Annotated in this window: 18 protein-coding genes and 4 tRNA genes; 5 read left to right on the top strand and 17 right to left on the bottom strand. The window is 43.3% G+C overall.

Going from position 1 to position 20,726, the window contains the following annotated elements; genetic code table 11:
* Positions 1-18 precede the first annotated feature (18 nt).
* The 13 genes from MN199_RS03730 to MN199_RS03670 form a co-directional block, all read right to left on the bottom strand.
* Positions 19-1,926: a SurA N-terminal domain-containing protein gene (locus MN199_RS03730; RefSeq protein WP_335738447.1), complete on the bottom strand. Its 1,908-nt coding sequence runs from the start codon at positions 1,924-1,926 to the stop codon at positions 19-21.
* A gap of 221 nt (positions 1,927-2,147) precedes the next feature.
* Positions 2,148-2,420: a nucleoid-associated protein HU-beta gene (hupB, locus tag MN199_RS03725; RefSeq protein ID WP_132582501.1), complete on the bottom strand. Its 273-nt coding sequence runs from the start codon at positions 2,418-2,420 to the stop codon at positions 2,148-2,150.
* A 210-nt stretch (positions 2,421-2,630) separates the two neighbouring features.
* On the bottom strand, positions 2,631-5,027 hold the full coding sequence (gene lon, locus MN199_RS03720) for an endopeptidase La (RefSeq protein ID WP_335738446.1): 2,397 nt from the start codon (positions 5,025-5,027) through the stop codon (positions 2,631-2,633).
* A 139-nt stretch (positions 5,028-5,166) separates the two neighbouring features.
* Complete coding sequence (clpX, locus tag MN199_RS03715; protein ID WP_132582497.1) at positions 5,167-6,447, bottom strand: ATP-dependent protease ATP-binding subunit ClpX; 1,281 nt, start codon at positions 6,445-6,447, stop codon at positions 5,167-5,169.
* A gap of 54 nt (positions 6,448-6,501) precedes the next feature.
* Complete coding sequence (gene clpP, locus MN199_RS03710) at positions 6,502-7,125, bottom strand: ATP-dependent Clp endopeptidase proteolytic subunit ClpP (RefSeq protein WP_207903146.1); 624 nt, start codon at positions 7,123-7,125, stop codon at positions 6,502-6,504.
* A gap of 105 nt (positions 7,126-7,230) precedes the next feature.
* Positions 7,231-8,541: a trigger factor gene (gene tig, locus MN199_RS03705; RefSeq protein ID WP_132582495.1), complete on the bottom strand. Its 1,311-nt coding sequence runs from the start codon at positions 8,539-8,541 to the stop codon at positions 7,231-7,233.
* Between the two features lie 238 nt (positions 8,542-8,779).
* On the bottom strand, positions 8,780-10,033 hold the full coding sequence (locus MN199_RS03700; protein WP_335738445.1) for a glutamate-5-semialdehyde dehydrogenase: 1,254 nt from the start codon (positions 10,031-10,033) through the stop codon (positions 8,780-8,782).
* On the bottom strand, positions 10,030-11,151 hold the full coding sequence (proB, locus tag MN199_RS03695; RefSeq protein WP_132582491.1) for a glutamate 5-kinase: 1,122 nt from the start codon (positions 11,149-11,151) through the stop codon (positions 10,030-10,032). The genes MN199_RS03700 and proB overlap by 4 nt, the downstream gene beginning before the upstream one ends.
* A 196-nt stretch (positions 11,152-11,347) precedes the next feature.
* Positions 11,348-11,848 carry a GNAT family N-acetyltransferase gene (locus MN199_RS03690; protein ID WP_207903145.1) on the bottom strand — a complete coding sequence of 167 codons (501 nt, stop codon included), beginning with the start codon at positions 11,846-11,848 and terminating at the stop codon, positions 11,348-11,350.
* A 118-nt stretch (positions 11,849-11,966) separates the two neighbouring features.
* Positions 11,967-12,043 (bottom strand) — tRNA-Pro (locus MN199_RS03685).
* 18 nt (positions 12,044-12,061) lie between these two features.
* Positions 12,062-12,137, bottom strand: a tRNA-His gene (locus MN199_RS03680).
* Positions 12,138-12,161: 24 nt separating this feature from the next.
* Positions 12,162-12,238: transfer RNA gene (locus MN199_RS03675), tRNA-Arg, on the bottom strand.
* Positions 12,239-12,282: 44 nt separating this feature from the next.
* Positions 12,283-12,359 (bottom strand) — tRNA-Pro (locus MN199_RS03670).
* Between the two features lie 198 nt (positions 12,360-12,557).
* Between MN199_RS03670 and folD the strand changes: the two genes are divergently transcribed.
* Positions 12,558-13,418, top strand: coding sequence for a bifunctional methylenetetrahydrofolate dehydrogenase/methenyltetrahydrofolate cyclohydrolase FolD (gene folD, locus MN199_RS03665; protein ID WP_132582487.1), 861 nt, complete (start codon positions 12,558-12,560; stop codon positions 13,416-13,418).
* Between the two features lie 42 nt (positions 13,419-13,460).
* On the opposite strand, the gene cysS is transcribed toward folD, so the two are convergent.
* Entirely contained in the window at positions 13,461-14,840 is a 1,380-nt protein-coding gene (gene cysS, locus MN199_RS03660; RefSeq protein ID WP_335738444.1) for a cysteine--tRNA ligase, read from the bottom strand.
* Between the two features lie 166 nt (positions 14,841-15,006).
* Between cysS and MN199_RS03655 the strand changes: the two genes are divergently transcribed.
* Together MN199_RS03655 and MN199_RS03650 are read left to right on the top strand one after the other, a co-directional pair.
* On the top strand, positions 15,007-15,501 hold the full coding sequence (locus MN199_RS03655; protein ID WP_335738443.1) for a peptidylprolyl isomerase: 495 nt from the start codon (positions 15,007-15,009) through the stop codon (positions 15,499-15,501).
* Positions 15,502-15,506: 5 nt separating this feature from the next.
* On the top strand, positions 15,507-16,262 hold the full coding sequence (locus MN199_RS03650) for a UDP-2,3-diacylglucosamine diphosphatase (RefSeq protein ID WP_335738442.1): 756 nt from the start codon (positions 15,507-15,509) through the stop codon (positions 16,260-16,262).
* A 13-nt stretch (positions 16,263-16,275) separates the two neighbouring features.
* Here the strand turns inward: MN199_RS03650 and miaE are convergent, their stop codons facing one another.
* Positions 16,276-17,040 (bottom strand): tRNA isopentenyl-2-thiomethyl-A-37 hydroxylase MiaE, encoded by a 765-nt coding sequence (gene miaE, locus MN199_RS03645; RefSeq protein WP_335738441.1) that lies wholly within the window; start codon positions 17,038-17,040, stop codon positions 16,276-16,278.
* A 195-nt stretch (positions 17,041-17,235) separates the two neighbouring features.
* Here miaE and MN199_RS03640 point away from each other — a divergent pair, with 195 nt between their 5' ends.
* Both MN199_RS03640 and MN199_RS03635 read left to right on the top strand, forming a co-directional pair.
* Positions 17,236-17,835 carry a Yip1 family protein gene (locus tag MN199_RS03640; protein WP_335738440.1) on the top strand — a complete coding sequence of 200 codons (600 nt, stop codon included), beginning with the start codon at positions 17,236-17,238 and terminating at the stop codon, positions 17,833-17,835.
* A gap of 177 nt (positions 17,836-18,012) precedes the next feature.
* A complete protein-coding gene (locus tag MN199_RS03635) occupies positions 18,013-18,612 on the top strand; it encodes a Yip1 family protein (protein WP_335738439.1) in 600 nt (199 codons plus the stop codon).
* 58 nt (positions 18,613-18,670) lie between these two features.
* On the opposite strand, the gene purF is transcribed toward MN199_RS03635, so the two are convergent.
* On the bottom strand, positions 18,671-20,182 hold the full coding sequence (purF, locus tag MN199_RS03630; protein ID WP_132582471.1) for an amidophosphoribosyltransferase: 1,512 nt from the start codon (positions 20,180-20,182) through the stop codon (positions 18,671-18,673).
* 19 nt (positions 20,183-20,201) lie between these two features.
* Positions 20,202-20,690, bottom strand: a complete 489-nt coding sequence (locus tag MN199_RS03625; protein WP_132582469.1) for a CvpA family protein — start codon at positions 20,688-20,690, stop codon at positions 20,202-20,204.
* Between the last annotated feature and the right edge of the window lie 36 nt (positions 20,691-20,726).

The raw sequence follows: 20,726 nt of genomic DNA, 5'->3' as shown, positions 1-20,726 counted from the left end.
TGTTTTCACTATTATCTATTACATCTCTGCATTTTGCGCAGCGCGTAAATTACGCGTAATAGTTGCTTTAGCTTTCATCGATGCGATTAGGGCAGCAAACGTTTGTTCAGCTTGTTGCTGGGCTAAGCGATCTAGCTGAGCAGGCTCTGGAACAACCGTAACATCACTATCTTTTACAGCCAGTACAGAAACCAGCGCACTGTCACCATTGGCAAGTGTTAATAATTCAACCGTCGGTTTATCAACCGGGCGCGCCATGGCAAAGGCTTTCGCACGAATTTCAGCATCTAAGGTGCCGCCAAAGCGCGGTGTATCTAGTGCCTGTTCCAGTGTTACACCAAGCTGCTCTGCTTGCTTAGCTAAACCGTTTTCAGCAATATCGGCTAATGCGGTTTCGGCTTGTTGCTTCGCAAGTAACGCGCTTTGCTCTGCACGAACCGCTGCTTCAACTTGTGCTTTAACTTCGTCAAAACTCTGGATACGTGCCGGTTGATAATCTTTTACTCGAACGACTATCGACCGTTCTTTACCTAACTCAATTAACTCACTGTTTAATCGCTCTTGAATAAAACCTGCATCAAACAGCTTATTCATCACTGCAGGCTCTGACAGCGGCGCTGTGGCCTCATTACGGCTAAACAACGGCGTACTCATAACCTTTTGTTGCGTTGCTTCTGCGGCATCTTCTAGCGTATCTGGCACTTCAAAGCTAACTTCAGACAAACGCTGTTGTAACTCATAAAATGCAGTACTAGCGCGGTCTTGCTTTATTTTTTCAGCAATCTCTGCTGATACGTCAGCCAAGGCTTGTACTTGGGCAGGCTCTAACGCTACCAACTTAATAATGTGATAACCATAAGCGCTTTTAACAACACCACTAAGTTCACCAATTTGTTGCATCGCAAACGCGGCTTTTTCAAAATCGGCGTCCATATCACCAACAGCTAACCAGTCTAATACACCACCTTTTTCTGCAGAAAAAGTATCAGCTGATTTAGTTTTAGCTAGTTCAGCAAAATCTGCACCGGCTTTAATTTGCGCTAATAAAGCGTCAGCTTGTGCTTTTATATCGCTGTTATCTTCTTCAGACTCAAGCATAATATGCGCAACCTGGCGGCGCTCTTCAACCATATAGCGCGATTTATTCGCTTGATAATAAGCTTCAATTTCAGCGGGCGTTACATTCTCATTAGATGCTAGCGTATTTGCAGAAATTTCGATGTACTCTACTGCTACTTTTTGCTCTGTTTCGTACGGAGCTAAGTTTGTCGTGTAGTAATCCTGTAGCATTTGTTCAGTTAATGTCACTTTATTCGCATAATTTGCAGCGCTAAAGCGGATAAAACTGATATCACGTTGCTGCTGTTGTAACTTAATCAACATCTGCATTTCTTTAGCTGTGGCAAATTCACTTTCAACTAAGCCGCTAATTAATTGGCTACGTGACAATTGCACTCGCATTATTTCGCGAAACTGTTCTGGCTGGTAACCAACTTGGCGCAATAGCGCTAAGTAGCGGTCGTTATTGAACTGACCATCAACCTGAAACTCAGCCATACCGCGAATAGTTTGGCGTATTTGCTCATCACTAACACGTAAACCCAGTTTAGCAGCAAGTTGCTTCTGTAAGGTTTCATCAATAAGTCGTTCTAGAATGTCACTACGAAACTTATTCATGTAGGCACTGTCAGCGGATAATGCTGCGTACATTTCGCCAAATTGCTGTTGCATACGAGCACGGCCATTTTGAAACGCCTGCTCAAAGTCTTCACGGCTAATTTTTTCACCGTTAACTTCAGCCACATTAGTTTCTGCTGGCGTACTTAAATAACTGCCCACACCTGCTAGGGCAAATGTGAGGATCACTAAGCCTAAAATAGACTTGGCAATAACTCCTTGTGAGCCTTCTCTGATTTTTTCTAACATCTTAGCGCGATCTCTTTATTCACTTTAAGCGGCTGGGAGACAACATTACAGCTGCGTTGTTGCCGTAAAAAAAAACGCATCTTAACAGATGCGCTTTTCTTAGAGAAGCCTTGGAAGGCAGTGGCTATTATATTCTAAAGCCTTTTAAACCGTTTTGACTAAGCAGCCGATCCGATTGATTGCGCTTCCAACTAGGTTTTGTCGTTAAAACAAAACCGAGATTAGTTACAGGCGTCTTTTAATGCTTTACCTGGCTTAAAAGAAGGAATTTTCGCAGCAGCGATTTGAATAGTTGCACCAGTTTGCGGGTTACGGCCAGTACGGGCTGCACGCTCACGTACACTGTATGTACCAAAACCAACTAATGCTACAGAGTCGCCTTCCTTAAGAGCCTCGGTAACAGCATCAATGAACGAATCTAAAGCACGACCTGCTGCTGCTTTAGAAATGTCTGCACCAGCAGCAATTTTGTCGATAAGTTGAGACTTGTTCACAATATCATCCCCTTCAATTGTTATTATTTTAAACGGCTACACTTCACTAGTCTTGTAAGTGAGCTTCTTCGTTATAACAAGCATTTTATGAGCTTGCAAGCAAAAGAAGCGCCAAAACCAATATTTCCTGCTTTGACTGCAGCCCTTGTATAGCAAGGGCTTTATCGAAACTTTTCATAACTTAGCACAGCCAACGGGAATGAAAAGCCCCTAATTAGGATTTTTTTCCGTTTTTTTGCTTTTTGCTGATTTTTTTACCGTTTCTGGCACTGAAACACGGCTCAAAGGCTCTTGCAACGCCAGTTCAAGCACTTCGTCTATCCATTTTACAGGACAAATTTCAATGTCGCCTTTCACGTTATCAGGGATATCTTTTAAATCGCGTACGTTATCGTGAGGAATTAATACCCGCTTAATACCACCACGATGCGCCGCTAGCAGCTTCTCTTTTAATCCGCCAATAGGTAACACTTCACCCCTTAGGGTTATCTCACCGGTCATGGCGACATCTGAACGCACAGGGTTACCAGTAAGGCTAGATACCAGTGCTGTTACCATGGCAATACCGGCGCTGGGGCCATCTTTTGGTGTTGCGCCCTCAGGTACGTGTACGTGAATGTCGCGTTTTTCGTAGAAATCTTCATTAATGCGTAAGCCTTCGGCACGGCTTCGCACCACAGTCATCGCGGCTTGAATCGACTCTTTCATAACGTCGCCTAAAGAGCCGGTAAAGGTTAGTTTGCCTTTACCTACCACCGATGCCGCTTCTATGGTAAGTAAATCCCCACCAACTTCGGTCCAAGCTAAACCTGTTACTTGGCCTATGCGATTACTGTCTTCGGCTTTGCCGTAGTCGTAGCGCTGCACACCAAGGAAATCCTCGAGGTTTTTCTGGTTAATAACGACTTGTTTTAAACCTTTAGTTAACAGAATTTGTTTTACCGCTTTGCGGCATAATTTAGAAATTTCACGCTCAAGACTACGCACACCCGCTTCGCGGGTGTAATAACGAATAATGCCTATAATTGCACTGTCTTCAATAACAATTTCATGGGCTTTTAAACCATTACGGCCGATTTGCTTGTTGATAAGATGCTGCTTAGCAATATTCAACTTTTCATCTTCGGTGTAACCCGACAGCCGTATTACTTCCATACGATCGAGTAACGCCGCCGGAATATTTAGGCTGTTAGAGGTAGCAAAAAACATTACATCAGATAGATCGTAATCAACTTCCAGATAGTGATCACTAAAAGCGGTATTTTGTTCAGGATCAAGTACCTCAAGCAACGCCGCTGACGGATCACCACGGAAATCTGATGCCATCTTATCGATTTCATCGAGTAAAAATAGCGGATTACGTACCCCTACTTTAGCCATCTTCTGAATAATTTTGCCTGGCATTGAACCGATATAGGTCCGACGGTGGCCTCGGATCTCAGCTTCATCTCGCACACCACCTAAGGCCATGCGTACATACTTACGGCCAGTGGCTTTAGCTACAGACTGCCCCAGCGAGGTTTTACCTACGCCTGGTGGTCCAACTAAACATAAAATCGGCCCTTTTAACTTGTTTACCCGCTGTTGCACGGCAAGATACTCAACAATACGCTCTTTAACTTTTTCTAAACCATAGTGATCGGCATTAAGAATTTGCTCGGCTACCGCTAGGTTTTTCTTCACTTTACTGCGTTTTTTCCACGGTACGTTAGCCAACCAATCGATATAACTGCGCACTACGGTAGCTTCAGCTGACATCGGTGACATCATCTTTAGTTTTTGCAGTTCAGCTTTAGCTTTATCTGCAACCTCGGCCGGCATCTGTGCTTCTTCAATTTTCTTGCTTAGGGTTTCAAATTCGTCAGGCGCGTCTTCTAGCTCGCCCAGCTCGCGCTGAATGGCTTTCATCTGTTCATTCAGATAATACTCGCGCTGGCTTTTCTCCATTTGCTTTTTAACGCGGCTACGAATACGGCGCTCAACTTGAAGAATATCAATTTCGCTTTCCATCATCGCCATTAAAAATTCTAACCGTTCGGTTACGTCGAAAATTTCCAGTACTTTTTGCTTATCTTCGACCTTCAATGGCATATGTGCAGCCATAGTATCCGCTAAACGCGCAGGCTCATCGATACCGCTTAATGCGGTTAGCACTTCTGGTGGGATCTTCTTGTTAAGCTTAATGTAACCTTCAAACTGATTAATCGCTGAGCGTAAGAATACTTCTTGCTCGCTGCTATCAACCTCAGCCGTTTCAATAATATCGACATAGGCGGCAAATGAGGCGTCGGTTTCAGTAAACTCAACCAACCGCGCACGGCGACTGCCTTCAACTAACACTTTAACCGTACCGTCTGGCAGTTTTAATAATTGTAAAATAGTCGCTACGGTACCAACTTGGTATAAATCGGTAGCGGCTGGATCATCCAAGGTGGCATCTTTTTGCGCGACCAAAAAGATTTGCTTATCGTTGTCCATCGCGGCATCTAAACATTTTATAGACTTTGCCCGTCCAACAAACAATGGAATGACCATATGGGGATATACGACAACGTCGCGCAGTGCCAACACGGGCATATGCAAACGTTCAGCATTTTCTGATGTCATGAATTCTCTCTCGAATTTAGTTTCTGCAGGCGCGAATATATTTAAGTATATGGGGTTCGTTTTAAAAACTTCAATTACCAATACGAAAAAGGAGCTAAATCAGCTCCTTTTTTATAAAAAATGTTGCTCTGACACTATTTTAGTGTGATTCAGCCACAACTGGCTCGTTGCTTTGATAAATTAAAATCGGCGTGCTTTCACCGCGGATCACCGTTTCATCAATAACAACCTTAGTAACATCCTTCATTGATGGCAGCTCGTACATGGTATCAAGCAACACAGCTTCTAGGATTGAGCGCAGGCCGCGAGCACCGGTTTTACGTTCCATCGCTTTTTGCGCAATCGCTTTTAACGCATCTTCACGGAACTCAAGCTCAACATCTTCCATGGCAAATAAGGCAGCAAACTGCTTAACCACTGCGTTTTTGGGTTCGCTAAGAATAGTAACTAACGCGGCTAAATCTAGTTCAGTTAGCGTTGCCACTACCGGCAAGCGGCCAATAAACTCAGGAATAAGGCCATACTTAACTAGATCTTCTGGCTCGACATCGCGAAATGATTCGCTGATGCTACGTGTGCTTTCTTTGCTGCGCACCTCTGCACCAAAACCGATACTTGAGCCTTTAGCACAGCGCTGCTCGATTACTTTATCTAAGCCAGCAAACGCACCACCACAAATAAATAAAATTTTAGAGGTATCTACCTGCAAAAACTCTTGTTGCGGGTGCTTACGCCCACCTTGCGGTGGTACTGAAGCAATAGTACCTTCGATCAGTTTTAGTAGCGCTTGTTGCACACCTTCACCAGATACATCTCGGGTAATAGACGGATTATCTGATTTACGTGAAATTTTGTCTATTTCATCAATGTAAACAATACCACGCTGTGCTTTTTCGACGTCGTAATCACATTTTTGCAGCAGCTTTTGAATAATATTTTCTACGTCTTCACCAACATAACCGGCTTCAGTTAAGGTTGTGGCATCGGCCATAGTAAAGGGTACGTCCAATAAGCGTGCTAAGGTTTCAGCAAGTAAGGTTTTACCACTGCCCGTAGGGCCAATTAATAAGATATTACTCTTACCTAGCTCAACGTCTTGTTTGTGCTGTGCACTACGTAAACGTTTGTAATGATTATAAACTGCAACAGCTAGTACTTTTTTAGCGTGTTCTTGACCGATTACATAATCGTCAAGGTGCGCTCGGATCTCTTTCGGCACTGGTAATTTATCAGCGTCGCGTTTCGGAGAAATATCTTTAATTTCCTCGCGAATAATGTCATTGCATAAATCAACACATTCATCACAAATATAAACCTGTGGGCCTGCGATCAATTTACGCACTTCATGCTGTGATTTGCCACAAAAAGAACAGTACAACAGTTTACCGCTCTTATCGCCGTCAGTGCGGTGATCAGACATGTAACTACCTCTTTTACTACGGAGCAGTCAGCTATTACTGACTGCATAAAATGATTACTTCGCGTCTCTGTTAGTAAATATGGCATCTACTAAGCCATATTCCAAGGCTTGTTGTGCACTTAAGAAATTATCACGCTCGGTGTCTTTACATACTTGTTCATAAGTCTTGCCAGTATGCTCGGCCATTAAACGGTTTAACTTTTCTTTTATGCCCAAAATTTCACGAGCATGTATTTCAAAATCAGTAGCTTGGCCTTGAAAGCCGCCTAAAGGCTGGTGGATCATTACCCGTGCATTTGGCAAAATATAACGCTTGCCTTTAGCGCCACCAGATAATAGGAATGCGCCCATACTGGCCGCCTGACCTACACAAATGGTGGAAATATTTGGTTTGATATACTGCATGGTATCGTATATTGATAAGCCAGCAGTAACCGATCCGCCTGGTGAATTAATATAAATATAAATATCTTTTTCTGGGTTTTCTGACTCTAAAAATAACAATTGCGCCACAATTAGATTGGCCATGTGATCTTCAACTTGGCCTGTCAAAAATATAATACGATCTTTTAATAAACGTGAGTAAATATCATAAGAACGCTCACCTTTCGCAGTTTGTTCAACAACAATTGGTACCAAAGCGTTTACGATATCATTAAGATGATTCGGCATAGACATGTTGTAGGATTCCCTCTAAATGGCTGGGTTTTATTGTCGCAGAAAATAAAATGGCCCGAACTGTTGTCCGAGCCATTAAAGCCGTCAAGCCCAAATAAGTCAATATTAGTTGGCGGCTTGCGGGTTCATTATCTCGTCAAACGCCGCTTTTTGTTCGGTTACTTTCGCGCTAGCTAAAACAACTTCAATAGCTTGTTCTTCCAGTGCTACGTTACGCATGCTCTGTAATAACTCTTTATTACTATTGTAGTACTGCACTACTTCTTGCGGATCTTCATAAGCAGACGCAACCGTTTCAATTAATTCTTGAACTTTCTTGTCGTCAACTTTCAATTCGCTAGTTTTAATTATTTCACCCAGCAACAAACCAATTTTAACCCGATCTTTTGCCTGCTCTTCAAATAATGATGCTGGCAATTCTGGTAATTGTTTCGGGTCCATATTGTTACCGAAGCGCTGCATAGCTTGTTTACGCAACACATCAACTTCACCACTAATTAAAGCTTGTGGTACTTCAATGTCGTTATTGGCTAATAAGCCTTTAATCACTTGTTCTTTTACTTTTGCTTTAATGTTTTGGTTTAGCTCACGTTCCATATTTTTGCGTACTTCAACTTTTAACGCATCGATAGTGGCGGTTTCTAAACCAAACAACGCTGCGAACTCGTCATTAAGCTCAGGCAGTACCTGCTTTTCTACTTTATTTACAGTAACAGCGAAGCTAGCCGCTTTACCTTTTAAGTTTTCAGCGTGGTATTCTTCAGGGAAAGTAACGTCAACCGTAACTTGCTCACCGGCTTTTTTGCCAATGATACCGTCTTCAAAACCTGGGATCATACGGCCTTCGCCTAAATCTAGATTGAAGTTTGTGGCTTTACCGCCTTCAAATTCTTCACCATCAATAGAGCCAACGAAATCAATAACAACGCGATCGCCTTTTGCGGCTTTAGTTTTTTTCTCTTCCCACGTAGCGTGTTGCTTACGTAAGGTATCTAGCATTTTCGCCATATCTGCGTCAGCTATTTCTACTACTGGTTTGTCTACGGCTATTTTATCTAAGTTTTTAACTTCTATTTCTGGATAAACTTCAAACGTAGCTTTAAATTCTAAGTCTTTACCTTGTTCTAACTGACCAGGTGCAAACGTAGGTGTGCCAGCTGGAGCAAGTTTATTAGCAATAATCGCATCATAGAAATGACGCTGCATTTGCTCACCTGCGACTTCTTGCAACACTGCCATGCCATAACGCTTCTGGATCAATGCTACAGGCGCTTTACCTGGACGGAAACCGTCGATACGCTGGCGTTTTGCCAGATCACGTAAACGGTTTTTTACTTCTGAATCAATTTTGTTGGCCGGTACAGTGATCGTTAACTGGCGCTCTAAACCCTGAGTGGTTTCCACAGAAACTTGCATCTTGTTACCTCAAATTCAAAAACGGGCGCGTAATCAACGCCTTAGCAGTATGGTCTAGTATAAAAAAACGATACCTAACCAGACCTGTTATAAAAAAGGACGCGGCATTATAGCGGGGTAAATGTCTGACGTCGAGCCCTAGCTTAAGCTCGATTTAGCTAAACTTTGTGGCATAAAAAAACGCAGTCTAGTCAGTAAATTATCCAGACTGCGTTAGCTATTTTGTGGTTTTTACCAACTAAAGACGTGTTTGTCCGCTACCGGTCACAACATATTTTTCGGTAGTTAGCGCTTCTAGCCCCATTGGGCCATAAGCATGCAGTTTGCTGGTTGATATGCCTATTTCCGCACCTAAACCCAGCTCGCCGCCATCAGAAAATCGCGAAGAGGTATTATGCATAACCACCGCAGAATCAACTTGGCGAATAAACCGCTCTGCATTAGTGTGATTTTCTGTGCAAATAACTTCGGTATGTTGGCTACCGAACTGGTCAATATGTGCCATCGCGCCATCGATATCATCAACAATACGGATTGCGATTTCTGCAGCTAAGTATTCTTGGCCAAACTCATTGTTTGCAATAGGCTGAGCTTGAGCGAAATAGCCGATACTTTGCTGACAAGCGTGCACGATCACGTCGTGCTGAGAAAATGCAGCGGCGACTTGAGGTAGAAATTCAGCTGCAATCACCTTATTAACCAGCAGCCCTTCTAATGCATTACACACACCTGGGCGCTGCACCTTACCGTTAATCAGTAGCTCTAACGCCATGTTTAAATTTGCTGATTGATCAACATACAGATGGCAGACACCTTTAAAATGTTGAATTACTGGAATACGGCTATGTTCAGTGACAAAGCGAATTAAACCTTCTCCACCGCGCGGAATAACAAGATCGATATACTGAGCTTGCTTTAACAAAGCCAGCATTAAATCACGGTCTGGGTCCGGCACGATGCTAACAACCTCATCAGGTAGCTGATGTTCGCGAAGTGCTTGCTGCATAGCTTGTGCTATCACTAAACTGGTTTGAATCGCCTCTCGGCCGCAACGTAAAATAACCGCATTGCCCGATTTAAAACACAGCGCCCCCGCATCTGCGGTAACGTTAGGCCGTGCTTCGTAAATCATGCAGATCACGCCCAACGCAATGCGACGTTTTTCAATATTGATGCCATTAGGCCGCTGCTCAATATGCCGAGTTGCGCCTACTGGATCGGGTAGCGCGATTATTTGCTCTATGGCTTTAGCCATAGCCTCAACACGCTCTGGCGTTAATGTTAAACGGTCAAGCATCGCTGCACTGGTGTCATTAGCACTGGCTGTAGCAACTTCATCTTTATTTGCTTGTAAAATACTGTCTGTGGCACAGCGAATATGGTCAGCCATGCTCTGTAATACGGCATTTTTTTGTTCGGTAGTTAAATTAGCGACAGCTTTAGCAGCTTGTGACGCTTTAGCGGCAATGCTGGCCGCGATATCGGTATTCATATTCTCTCCAATAACATCATTTCGCTGCGATGGATTACGGCATCACTGCCGGTAGGGCAATAGCCAAGACAAGCGGCAATATCTCTGCTTTGCTGCCCTTTAATCGAAAATAGCTCGCTAGCGCTAAATCGGCTAACACCTTTAGCTACTTTACGCTTACCCAAAGCACAACGTATTAGTACCGCATCACCCGATTCAAATTCACCTTTGATGCTAACAATACCACTGCATAACAATGAAGCGCCGTGTTGGCTTAATGCTTCAATGCAACCATCATCGACCCAGATTTCGCCTTTAGCTCTTAACGTATGACGCACCCACTGCTTTTTATCCGACAAAGGATTAGCATGGCCGTAAAAAATGGTTCCCGGATTTTCACCCGCTAAAAGACGTTGAAAACTTTGTTCTTGGTGACCATCAATAATTAAGGTATCGATCCCATGTGCGACGGCTTTTTCTGCAGCTTCTATTTTAGTTCGCATACCACCAGTACCGACATTTGATGATGCCCCACCCGCTAAGGCATAAATTTCAGGGCTAATATGTTGCACCGTAGGTATTAAAGTGGCGTTTGGATCTTTATTTGGATCAGCAGTATATAAACCCGCCACATCTGAACAAATTATCAATGCATCCGCGTTTGCGACCGTTGCCACCATTGCGGCAAGGTTGTCATTATCGCCAACCTTTATTTCATCTGTGGCTATCGTATCGTTTTCGTTAACTATGGGCAGTACTTGATGATCTAACAATCGGCGCAGCGTATTTTGAATATTAAGATGCCGTACCCGATCGCTAAGATCGCCGTGTGTTAGTAATACCTGAGCGCAAGGGAAATCGAAGCATCTGCTCCAAAAATTCATAAGTTCGCTTTGGCCAACAGCCGCCATAGCGCGCTTTAACGCTATGGGCACACGTTGATGTTGAAAGTTAAAATGGTGGCGGCCAGCGGCTACACTACCTGATGAGACAAGGATCACTTCGAGACCCTTTAGTCGGCACTGCCGGATAAATTCGGCTATGGGACGCAAATATTGCTCACTACACCCCTGGTTTTCTGGCGCGATTAGGGCACTACCGACTTTAAGTACGACCCGACGCCAGGATGGGTTAATCATAACTCCTCCAATGGTTGTTCCGGCGGGTATAATAACAAAAATGGCGTTTCAGTGCCACTTAAGGCGGGAGTGTCTGCCTTGAACGGTTGCAATCTGGCCACATAAACAATTGATTTTATAGCACAATAAGCATAATGAATACCCACCATAAGTTAGTAAAACATGAGAGCCTAGTGCAACGAGCCGGTAATCAAAATTAAGAATACAGCTGAATATAGTCGTCTTCTGGCGTCATTTTCACCATTTTTTCAAAGCGTAATCCTAAGCGATTAAGCAATTTAATTGAGCTAATATTACTCGCGCTAGTAAGGCCAACTATGCGTTTAAGCTTTAATGAGCCATAGCCAAAATGCATTACCGCAGATGCGGCCTCAAAGGCATAGCCTTTACCCCAAAATTCGGGCGCAAAAGCAAAACCGATGTCGGTTTCTTGTAACTTTTCTCGGTATAACAAACCACAAAACCCGATGGGCATTTGGCTTGCACATTCTTCAACTAAAAATAAGCCATAACCATATTGTTGATAACTTTTAATTGGCCCTTCTGCTAGGTAATACATAGCATCAAGCTCGGAGCGTACGCCTCGATCAGCAATATTATCTATAAAAGAAGGTTCATTGAGTAACTGACAAGTGAAAGCGGCATCGGTAGCCAGCAAATGACGTATACGTAAACGCGGAGTTTCAGCAATAACCACAAACATTATCCTTAATGTACTAGCTAAATTCAGCATACATTAAGCGCGACACATATTGAAACTACTTTGTGGTTTAAATTTTAATTGAGTAAAGAAGTTTATTTTTGACTGTATCTAATGGTCGGTGATGCAGGATTCGAACCTGCGACCCCTTGGACCCAAACCAAGTGCGCTACCAAGCTGCGCCAATCACCGACTGCAAGAACAAAGGGATGGGGTGGATGATGGGGCTCGAACCCACGACAACCGGAATCACAATCCGGGGCTCTACCAACTGAGCTACAACCACCGTTGAACATTTTTACACTTGTTATGGCGCGCCCGATAGGATTCGAACCTATGGCCTACGGCTTAGAAGGCCGTTGCTCTATCCGACTGAGCTACGGGCGCAAAATCTAAAACCCTACCAAGCTACAAACTTACTGTTTTATTATTGGTCGGTGATGCAGGATTCGAACCTGCGACCCCTTGGACCCAAACCAAGTGCGCTACCAAGCTGCGCCAATCACCGACTTCGCTGCACTAGTGCAACGGGGCAGGATATTACAGCTGAGTCGCTGTAGCGTCAAACCTTTTTTTGCACAAAGCAATCGATTGCCTATTATTTGAACCTATTGTTGATAAATGCAACCAAACCATCTCAAGATGGAGTTCTGCTTATAGCTGTGCGAAAATATGTGGTAATAAAATAGGCTAGAGATATAAGCAAATGACCGCACAAATAATTGATGGGAAAGCTGTTGCCCAAGCAACAAAAGATAAAGTTGCCGCACAAGTTCGAGCGCGCGTTGCCGCTGGAAAACGACCGCCAAGCCTTGCGGTAGTGCTAGTGGGTATTGACCCAGCATCACAGGTTTACGTGGGTAGTAAACGTAAAGCCTGTGAAGAGGTAGGTTTTCGCTCAGTATCTTATGATTTACCGTCTGACACCAGTGAGCAACAACTTAACGATCTAATAAATGAGCTTAATAATGACGATACCATAGACGGTATTTTAGTTCAGCTTCCCCTACCCGCGGGTTTAGACTCTTCAGCTATTTTAGAACGTATTAACCCAGATAAAGATGTTGATGGCTTTCATCCCTACAATATCGGTCGTTTAGCTCAGCGCATGCCCGCGCTGCGTTCGTGCACTCCCAAAGGCATTATGACGCTACTACAAAGCACAGGGGTTAATATTAAGGGCATGGAAGCCGTAGTAGTTGGCGCGTCGAATATAGTGGGGCGCCCCATGGCATTAGAGCTGCTATTAGCCGGCTGTACTACAACGGTATGTCACAAATTCACCAAAAACTTGGAGGCCCAAGTGCGTCGTGCCGACTTATTGGTAGTGGCAGTGGGTAGACCTGAGTTTATTCCCGGCGACTGGGTAAAACCCGGTGCGTTAGTTATTGATGTTGGGATCAATCGGTTAGATTCAGGTAAGCTAGTCGGTGATATTGAATATGCAACAGCGGTAAAACACGCCCGCTATATTACGCCCGTACCCGGCGGAGTTGGCCCAATGACGGTCGCCAGTTTAATTGAAAATACCTTAGAAGCTTGCGAGCTTTATCACGATAAACACTAACAACAAAAAACCGCCTAACGGCGGTTTTTTGTTGTGCCCAACTTAAGCTCTGCGCCAGCTAGTTACACCATTTTTGTCTTCAACAATAATACCTTTCGCCGTTAATGCGTCTCGGGCTGCGTCAGCTGCCGCCCAGTCTTTAGCGGCGCGTGCTTCGTTACGCTTTACAATAAGTGCGTCAATTTCAGCAACATCATCATCAGAGGTACCGGATTGCAAAAACTGTTCGGCATCACCTTGCAATAAGCCAAGTATGCCAGCTAACAGCTTTAATTCTGCCGCTAACTCGGCTGCTTTGGCCGGTTCGATTTCTTTAAAGCGGTTAACTTCTCGTGATAACTCAAACAGCACAGGTAAAGCTTCTGGTGTATTAAAATCATCATCCATTGCCGCTTTAAACCGCGTAACGTAGTCGCTATGCATATCTACGTTTTCGGTTGGCACCACATTACGCAGTGCAGTATATAGCCGACCTAATGCGGCGTGAGATTGCTCAAGGTTTTCCGTAGAATAATTTAACTGGCTACGGTAATGGCTTGATAAGAGAAAATACCGCACGGTTTCAGCATTGTATTGCGCAAGTACATCTTTAACGGTAAAAAAGTTGCCTAAAGATTTCGACATTTTTTCTTTATCAACTTGCACCATACCTGTGTGTACCCAGGTATTAACGTACTTATGACTATGGGCACAGGTTGACTGAGCAATTTCGTTTTCGTGATGCGGGAACTGTAAATCAGAACCACCGCCATGAATATCAAAATGTTGGCCCAAATGTTTAGCGCTCATGGCAGAACATTCGATATGCCAACCTGGGCGACCATTACCCCATGGCGATTGCCAAAACGGCTCGTTCGGCTTCGCGGTTTTCCACAATACGAAATCAAGTGGGTCGTCTTTATTGTCAGCCACTTCAACCCGAGCACCGGATTTAAGCATATCTAAATTTTGCTGACTTAACTCACCATAGGCGGCGTATTTACTCACATCAAACAGTACATCACCGTCTTTAGCCACATAAGCAAAGCCTTTTTCTAGCAGCTGCTCAATTAAACTGATGATTTCGGCCATATGTGTAGTGACACGTGGTTCTATATCTGCAGGTAATAAACCCAGCGCGGCAAAGTCAGCATGCATAGCTTGGGTAAAACGTTCAGTTAACGCATCGCAACTTTCGTTATTTTCTGCAGCGCGTTTAATGATTTTGTCATCAACATCAGTAATATTACGCACATAGGTGACATCGTAGCCGCTAAAGCGTAAATAGCGATTTATCACATCAAACGCAACATAGGTACGGCCGTGACCAACATGGCAATAGTCGTAGATTGTAATACCGCAGACATAAAGCCCTACTTTGCCAGGTTCAATCGGCGTGAATTGTTCTTTTTTTCTGCTTAGGGTATTAAAAATTTGTAACATGCCATCCTCGAAACGGGTTAATTAGGGCCTAGAGCGTCAGCCAGCAAAATACTGATGTGTGATCAGCCCGTTAGTGTATCACCAGCGCATTAACGCGGCTATCCTTGCTTTATGATTTGCCTTAGCTGCGGTAGAATAGCGCCACTTTAACTGAGGATCTCGAATTATGATTAGCTTACACACTAACCACGGCATTATTAAACTTAACTTATTTGCTGATAAAGCACCGATAACAGTAGAAAATTTTATTAGTTACGTAAAAGATGGTTTTTTTGACAATACTATTTTTCACCGTGTAATTAACGGTTTTATGATCCAAGGCGGTGGTTTTACTGCTGATATGGAACAGAAGGAAACTAAAGCTACTATAAAAAACGAAGCTAACAATAAAGTACCTAACACTAAAGGTACTATAGCTATGGCACGCACTAACGATCCACATTCAGCAACTTGTCAGTTCTTTATTAACATTGCCGATAACGACTTTTTGAATTTCAGTTCAGAAACAAGCTCTGGCTGGGGTTACTGTGTATTTGGTGAAGTGGTTGAAGGCATGGATGTTATCGACAGCATCAAAAAAGTAGCAACAGGCCGCACTAATGGCCATAGCGATGTGCCGGTAACACCGGTTATTATCGAAAAAGCTGAATTACACGCTTAATTAATATGCTAACGCCTGAAGCGCATACGCTCTTTATAGCCGATCTGCACCTTGCTGCAGACCGGCCTGATATTACTGCAGCATTTATGCGCTTCTTGCAGCAGCAAGCAATACATGCTGATGCTTTATATATTTTGGGCGATTTATTTGAAGTCTGGATTGGCGATGACAACCCCGAACCCTTAGTGGCTGAAGTTGCCGCAGCACTACATGAATTATCAAATAGCGGTGTTCCGGTTTATTTTATTCATGGTAATCGCGATTTTGTGCTGCGCGACGCTTACGCTAAGCGTTGTGGTATGCGGCTGTTGCCGCCGCAACAAGTGATAAATCTATACGGCACACCCACTTTAATCATGCATGGTGACAGCCTATGCACCTTAGATATTGCCTATCAGAAATTTCGTAAATGGTGGAACCAGCCTTGGTGGCAGTGGTTGTTATTACGTACACCATTATCGTATCGCCAGCATTTAGCGCGTAAAGCTAGAGCGAAAAGTGCAAAACATAAACAGCAGTATATAAATCAAACCGCACCGCAAATAATGGATGTTACGCCAGACGAAGTGCCACGAGTTATGGCCAACGCCGGTGTGCTAAAACTAATTCATGGCCATACACATAGGCCAGCGGTACATCAACTTAGCGTTAACGGCCAAAACGCCGAACGCTATGTATTGGGTGATTGGTATACGCAAAGCAGTTACTTAACCGTAACAGCTAATCACTGGCAGTTGCACTTTACTAACCTAGCAGATTAATCACCCAATACCTTTATATGGGCGTACCACTGTGGAACTTAAAATCAGTATCTGGATCGGTAATAAGTAAGGCCTCAACTTTACCGAAAAACGCAATCCGCTCACTAATATCTTGTTGTGCTATCTGATTGGCTAATGCTAAATAATCTTGGTAGTGCCGCGCTTCTGAACGTAATAATGAGATATAAAACTCCGCAATCTTTGCTGGCAATAACGGAGCTAACTTGGCAAAACGCTCGCATGACCGTGCTTCAATATAGGCGCCACAAATAAGTTTATCTACCATCGCAGCCGGTTCATAGGTTCTAACATGCTTTAATAAACCTTTGGCGTAGCGGCTTGAGCTAATTTTTTCATAGCTAATACCTTGCTCAAACATCACTTCGAGTACTTGGTAAAAATGATGCAACTCCTCTTTAATCAGCAACACCATTTTATCAATAATGTCTTGAGCATATTTCGTGTCAGCTTGCGCTATCATCGACTTTTTTAAACTTAAACCAGCAAGTACACGCCAATCACCCTGCTGGCGATAGGTAAAATCTTCGTACGGTTTAAGCCACTGCAGCAAAGCCTCACCACTTTGCTCATCTGCAGCATAACGGCGAATTAAGTACATAGCCGATTGCGCTGCTTTTAATTCACAAATTAAATGGTCTTGTAATAACACAGCTAAATTTTCTGGCAGTGCCGCTACATCTAGCCATGCAATAGGCGTTTCACAATGTAAAAACTGCTGTATTGGGAATATAAGTTGTTGAATTTCAGCGTTAAGCATTAGATAACTTCAGCTTTTAAACAGGCTTCGCAGTATAACGGATCTACTAACTGGTACCAAATTATCGTAGTGATAGTAATTTGTTGACTTATTTTTACTTAACATGCGTGGCGAAATAAAACATTTTAGCCATAACTGATCTAAAGTTATCTTACGATAACAGCGATGTCACACCTAGTGACAAGGATCATAATTATGATATTAAACCACTTATGGGGATTATATGCTCATCCTAAAGAAGAATGGCATACCATAGATGCGCGACATGAAAGCTTTCGTTACAGCTTAATTCATATTCTTCTTATCGCATTAATACCCTCAGTATGCGCTTACTATTCTGCTGTATACCTAGGCTGGAGCATTGGTATTGGCGAACGCATTATGATTACGGCTAATAGTGCAATATTGCTATCAGTAGCTATGTATGCCGCTTTAGTTGTCGGCGTATTTGCTTTAGCCGTATTAGCGCACTGGATGGCTCGAACCTTTGGCGCAACACCTAACTATACGCAAGCGCTTGAACTCTCGGCTTATACCTCAACACCTCTATTTATGGTTGGTTTTGCGGCTCTTTATCCTGAACTTTGGGTAGTAATGGTTGTAGGTCTGCTGGGCTTAATTTATTCCGTTTACCTGTTATACGTTGGTACACCAATACTAATTCATATTCCAGAAGAGCGTGGTTTTATCTATGTCACTTCTGTTGTCACTAGCGGCGTAGTGCTGTTGGTCTGTGTATTAACGGCAACAGCGATGTTATGGAGCTCCGGCTTTGGCCCGATATTTACTAATTAACTGAGCGCTAAAAACAAAAAAGGAGCCAAGGCTCCTTTTTTTATTGATACTTAAACTAAAAAGTTGATTATGAAAGCTATCAAGCTACTTGACGAAGTAGAATATTTTAGTCATAACTGATGCTGAAGTTATCTTAAGATAACCCCGATGTTACACCTAGTGACAAGGATAATAATTATGATATTGAATCACTTATGGGGACTGTATGCTCATCCAAAAGAGGAATGGCATACGATAGATGCAAGACATGAAAGTTTTCGTTATAGCTTAATCCACATTCTACTAATAGCATTAATACCCTCAGTTTGCGCTTACTATTCCGCGGTACATTTAGGTTGGAGCATCGGCGTTGGTAATCGCATTATGCTTACTCCCGACAGTGCTTTACTATTATCAATCGCAATGTATGTTGCGTTGGTTGCTGGGGTATTTGCCTTAGCCGTACTTGCCCACTGGATGGCTCGCACTTTTGGTTCCGCGCCTTCCTATACACAAACTCTTGAACTTGCCGCTTACACCGCAACGCCGTTATTTATGGTTGGCTTTGCCGGTTTGTATCCTGAGCTATGGGTAGTAATGGTTGTTGGCCTTATTGGCTTGGCGTACTCAATTTATTTATTGTACGTTGGCGTACCAATAATGATGCATATTCCAGAGGAGCGTGGTTTTATTTATGCCAGCTCAGTGGTGACCAGCGGTTTAATATTGCTGGTGTGCGTTTTAACCTCTACGGCCATGCTATGGAGTTCAGGTTTCGGCCCTACCTTCACCCATTAGCTAATAATATGACAATAAAAAAGGAGCTAAATGCTCCTTTTTTATTAACGTGCGTAGTTTAACCTTCGTTGTAGGTTTCTAAATTAGTAGCCATCGCCTCATTTAACCTGGCTTTGGCATCATCACTGCGCATTTGATCTAGTCGATTTAAATAATCCTGATCAATATCATTGGTAACATAATGACCATCAAATACTGAGGTTTCAAAGCGTTTAATTTCTGGGTTACCCTGGCGTACGGCTTCAATTAAATCAGGTAACGATTGAAAAATTAAACCATCAGCGCCGATAATTTTACAAATACTGTCGACGTCATGACCATGAGCAATTAAATCATTTGCCGATGGCATGTCGATACCATAAACGTTCGGAAAACGCACCTCTGGTGCTGCAGAGGCAAAATACACTTTCTTTGCTCCCGCTTCACGTGCCATATCTATAATTTGTTGCGAGGTAGTACCTCGAACAATAGAATCATCGACTAACAACACGTTTTTGCCTTTAAACTCCTGCTTAATCGCGTTAAGTTTACGTTTAACCGATTTCTTACGCGCCTCTTGCCCTGGCATAATAAAAGTACGACCAATATAGCGATTTTTTACATACCCCTGGCGATAAGGTAAACCAAGTTCAGTGGCAATTTGCAGCGCGGCATCATTACTTGTTTCAGGAATAGGTATTACTACATCAATGTCTAAATGTGCCCATTCACGCTTTATTTTATGGCCCAACATGGTGCCCATAGCAACACGAGATGCATATACCGAAATGTTATCAATAGTAGAGTCCGGTCGGGCAAAATACACATATTCAAAAATACAGGGGGTATAACTTGGATTTTCGGCACATTGAAAACTATGTAGCTCACCCTGTTCCGTAATGTAGACGGCTTCGCCTGGTGATATATCACGCAATACTGTAAAGCCGTCAGCGTCTAAGGCCACGCTTTCAGACGCTACCATATATTCAGTACCAAGCTCAGTTTCGCGCTTACCCATTACCAATGGTCGAATACCATTTGGGTCACGAAATGCTAATAAACCGTGGCCAATTATTAACGCTACTACCGCATATGCGCCTTTAACTTTACGATGCACATTAGCAACGGCCCGGAAAATATGCTCTGGTTGTAACGCCATTACGCCACTGTTGTGCAACTCATGTGCGAGTACGTTTAATAACACTTCAGAATCAGACGTAGTATTAACGTGGCGACGAGCTACTGAAAAAATGTCTTCTTTGAGTAAATGTGAATTGGTTAAGTTACCGTTATGTGCCAGCGCAATACCAAACGGGCTATTAACATAAAATGGTTGAGCCTCGGCGGTACTTGCCGAGCCTGCGGTAGGATAACGCACATGGCCAATACCAATATTACCAGCTAAACGCTGCATGTGGCGCGGTTCAAACACGTCTTTTACTAAGCCATTTGCTTTACGTAAGCGCAGCGTGTTGTTGTCTAAGGTAACAATACCAGCAGCATCCTGACCACGGTGCTGCAGCACGATCAAACCATCATAAAGTGCTTGATTAACAGGAACTTTTCCAACAATACCAACAATACCACACATGGGTTTTTCCTCGCCAGCGTTAAGGCTTTTGCATAAAACTAGAGTGGCTCTTCAAATAATCGAAGAACCATTCAATAATAAAACCAAATTCAGGGATTAATACTGAGCTTTGCCACCAATCAGCGCCAGCTGCTGGGGTAAAGGCATCCATAAAAAATAGGATAGCGCTAACAACCAAAACGCCGCGTAACGCGCCAAACACCAAACCAAGCAGTCGGTCGGTGCCAGACAAACCGGTAGATTGCACTAGTTTGCCGATAATATAATTAATAAGTGCGCCAAGAATTAGGCTACAAACGAACAGAATTGCTATTGCACACGCGTTACGTAGTGTTTCGTCCTGAATAGAACTAAACATACCAGCTAGATGCGAATAGTACTGACTGGCGATAAAAAATGCCAGAATCCAAACTGCTAGTGATATGGCTTCTTTAACAAAACCACGCACCAAACTAATAACGGATGATAACGCTATGATTGCCAAAATGGCATAATCAACCCAGACCATTTGCTTCCAAAGGTTGCTTGAGGACGGCGCGTATTC

Source organism: Rheinheimera metallidurans (genome assembly GCF_036983985.1).
In the GTDB taxonomy this organism is placed as follows: Bacteria; Pseudomonadota; Gammaproteobacteria; order Enterobacterales; family Alteromonadaceae; genus Alishewanella; species Alishewanella metallidurans.
Note: the sequence above shows the minus strand (reverse complement) of the source record. Positions and strands in the feature narration are given on the sequence as shown.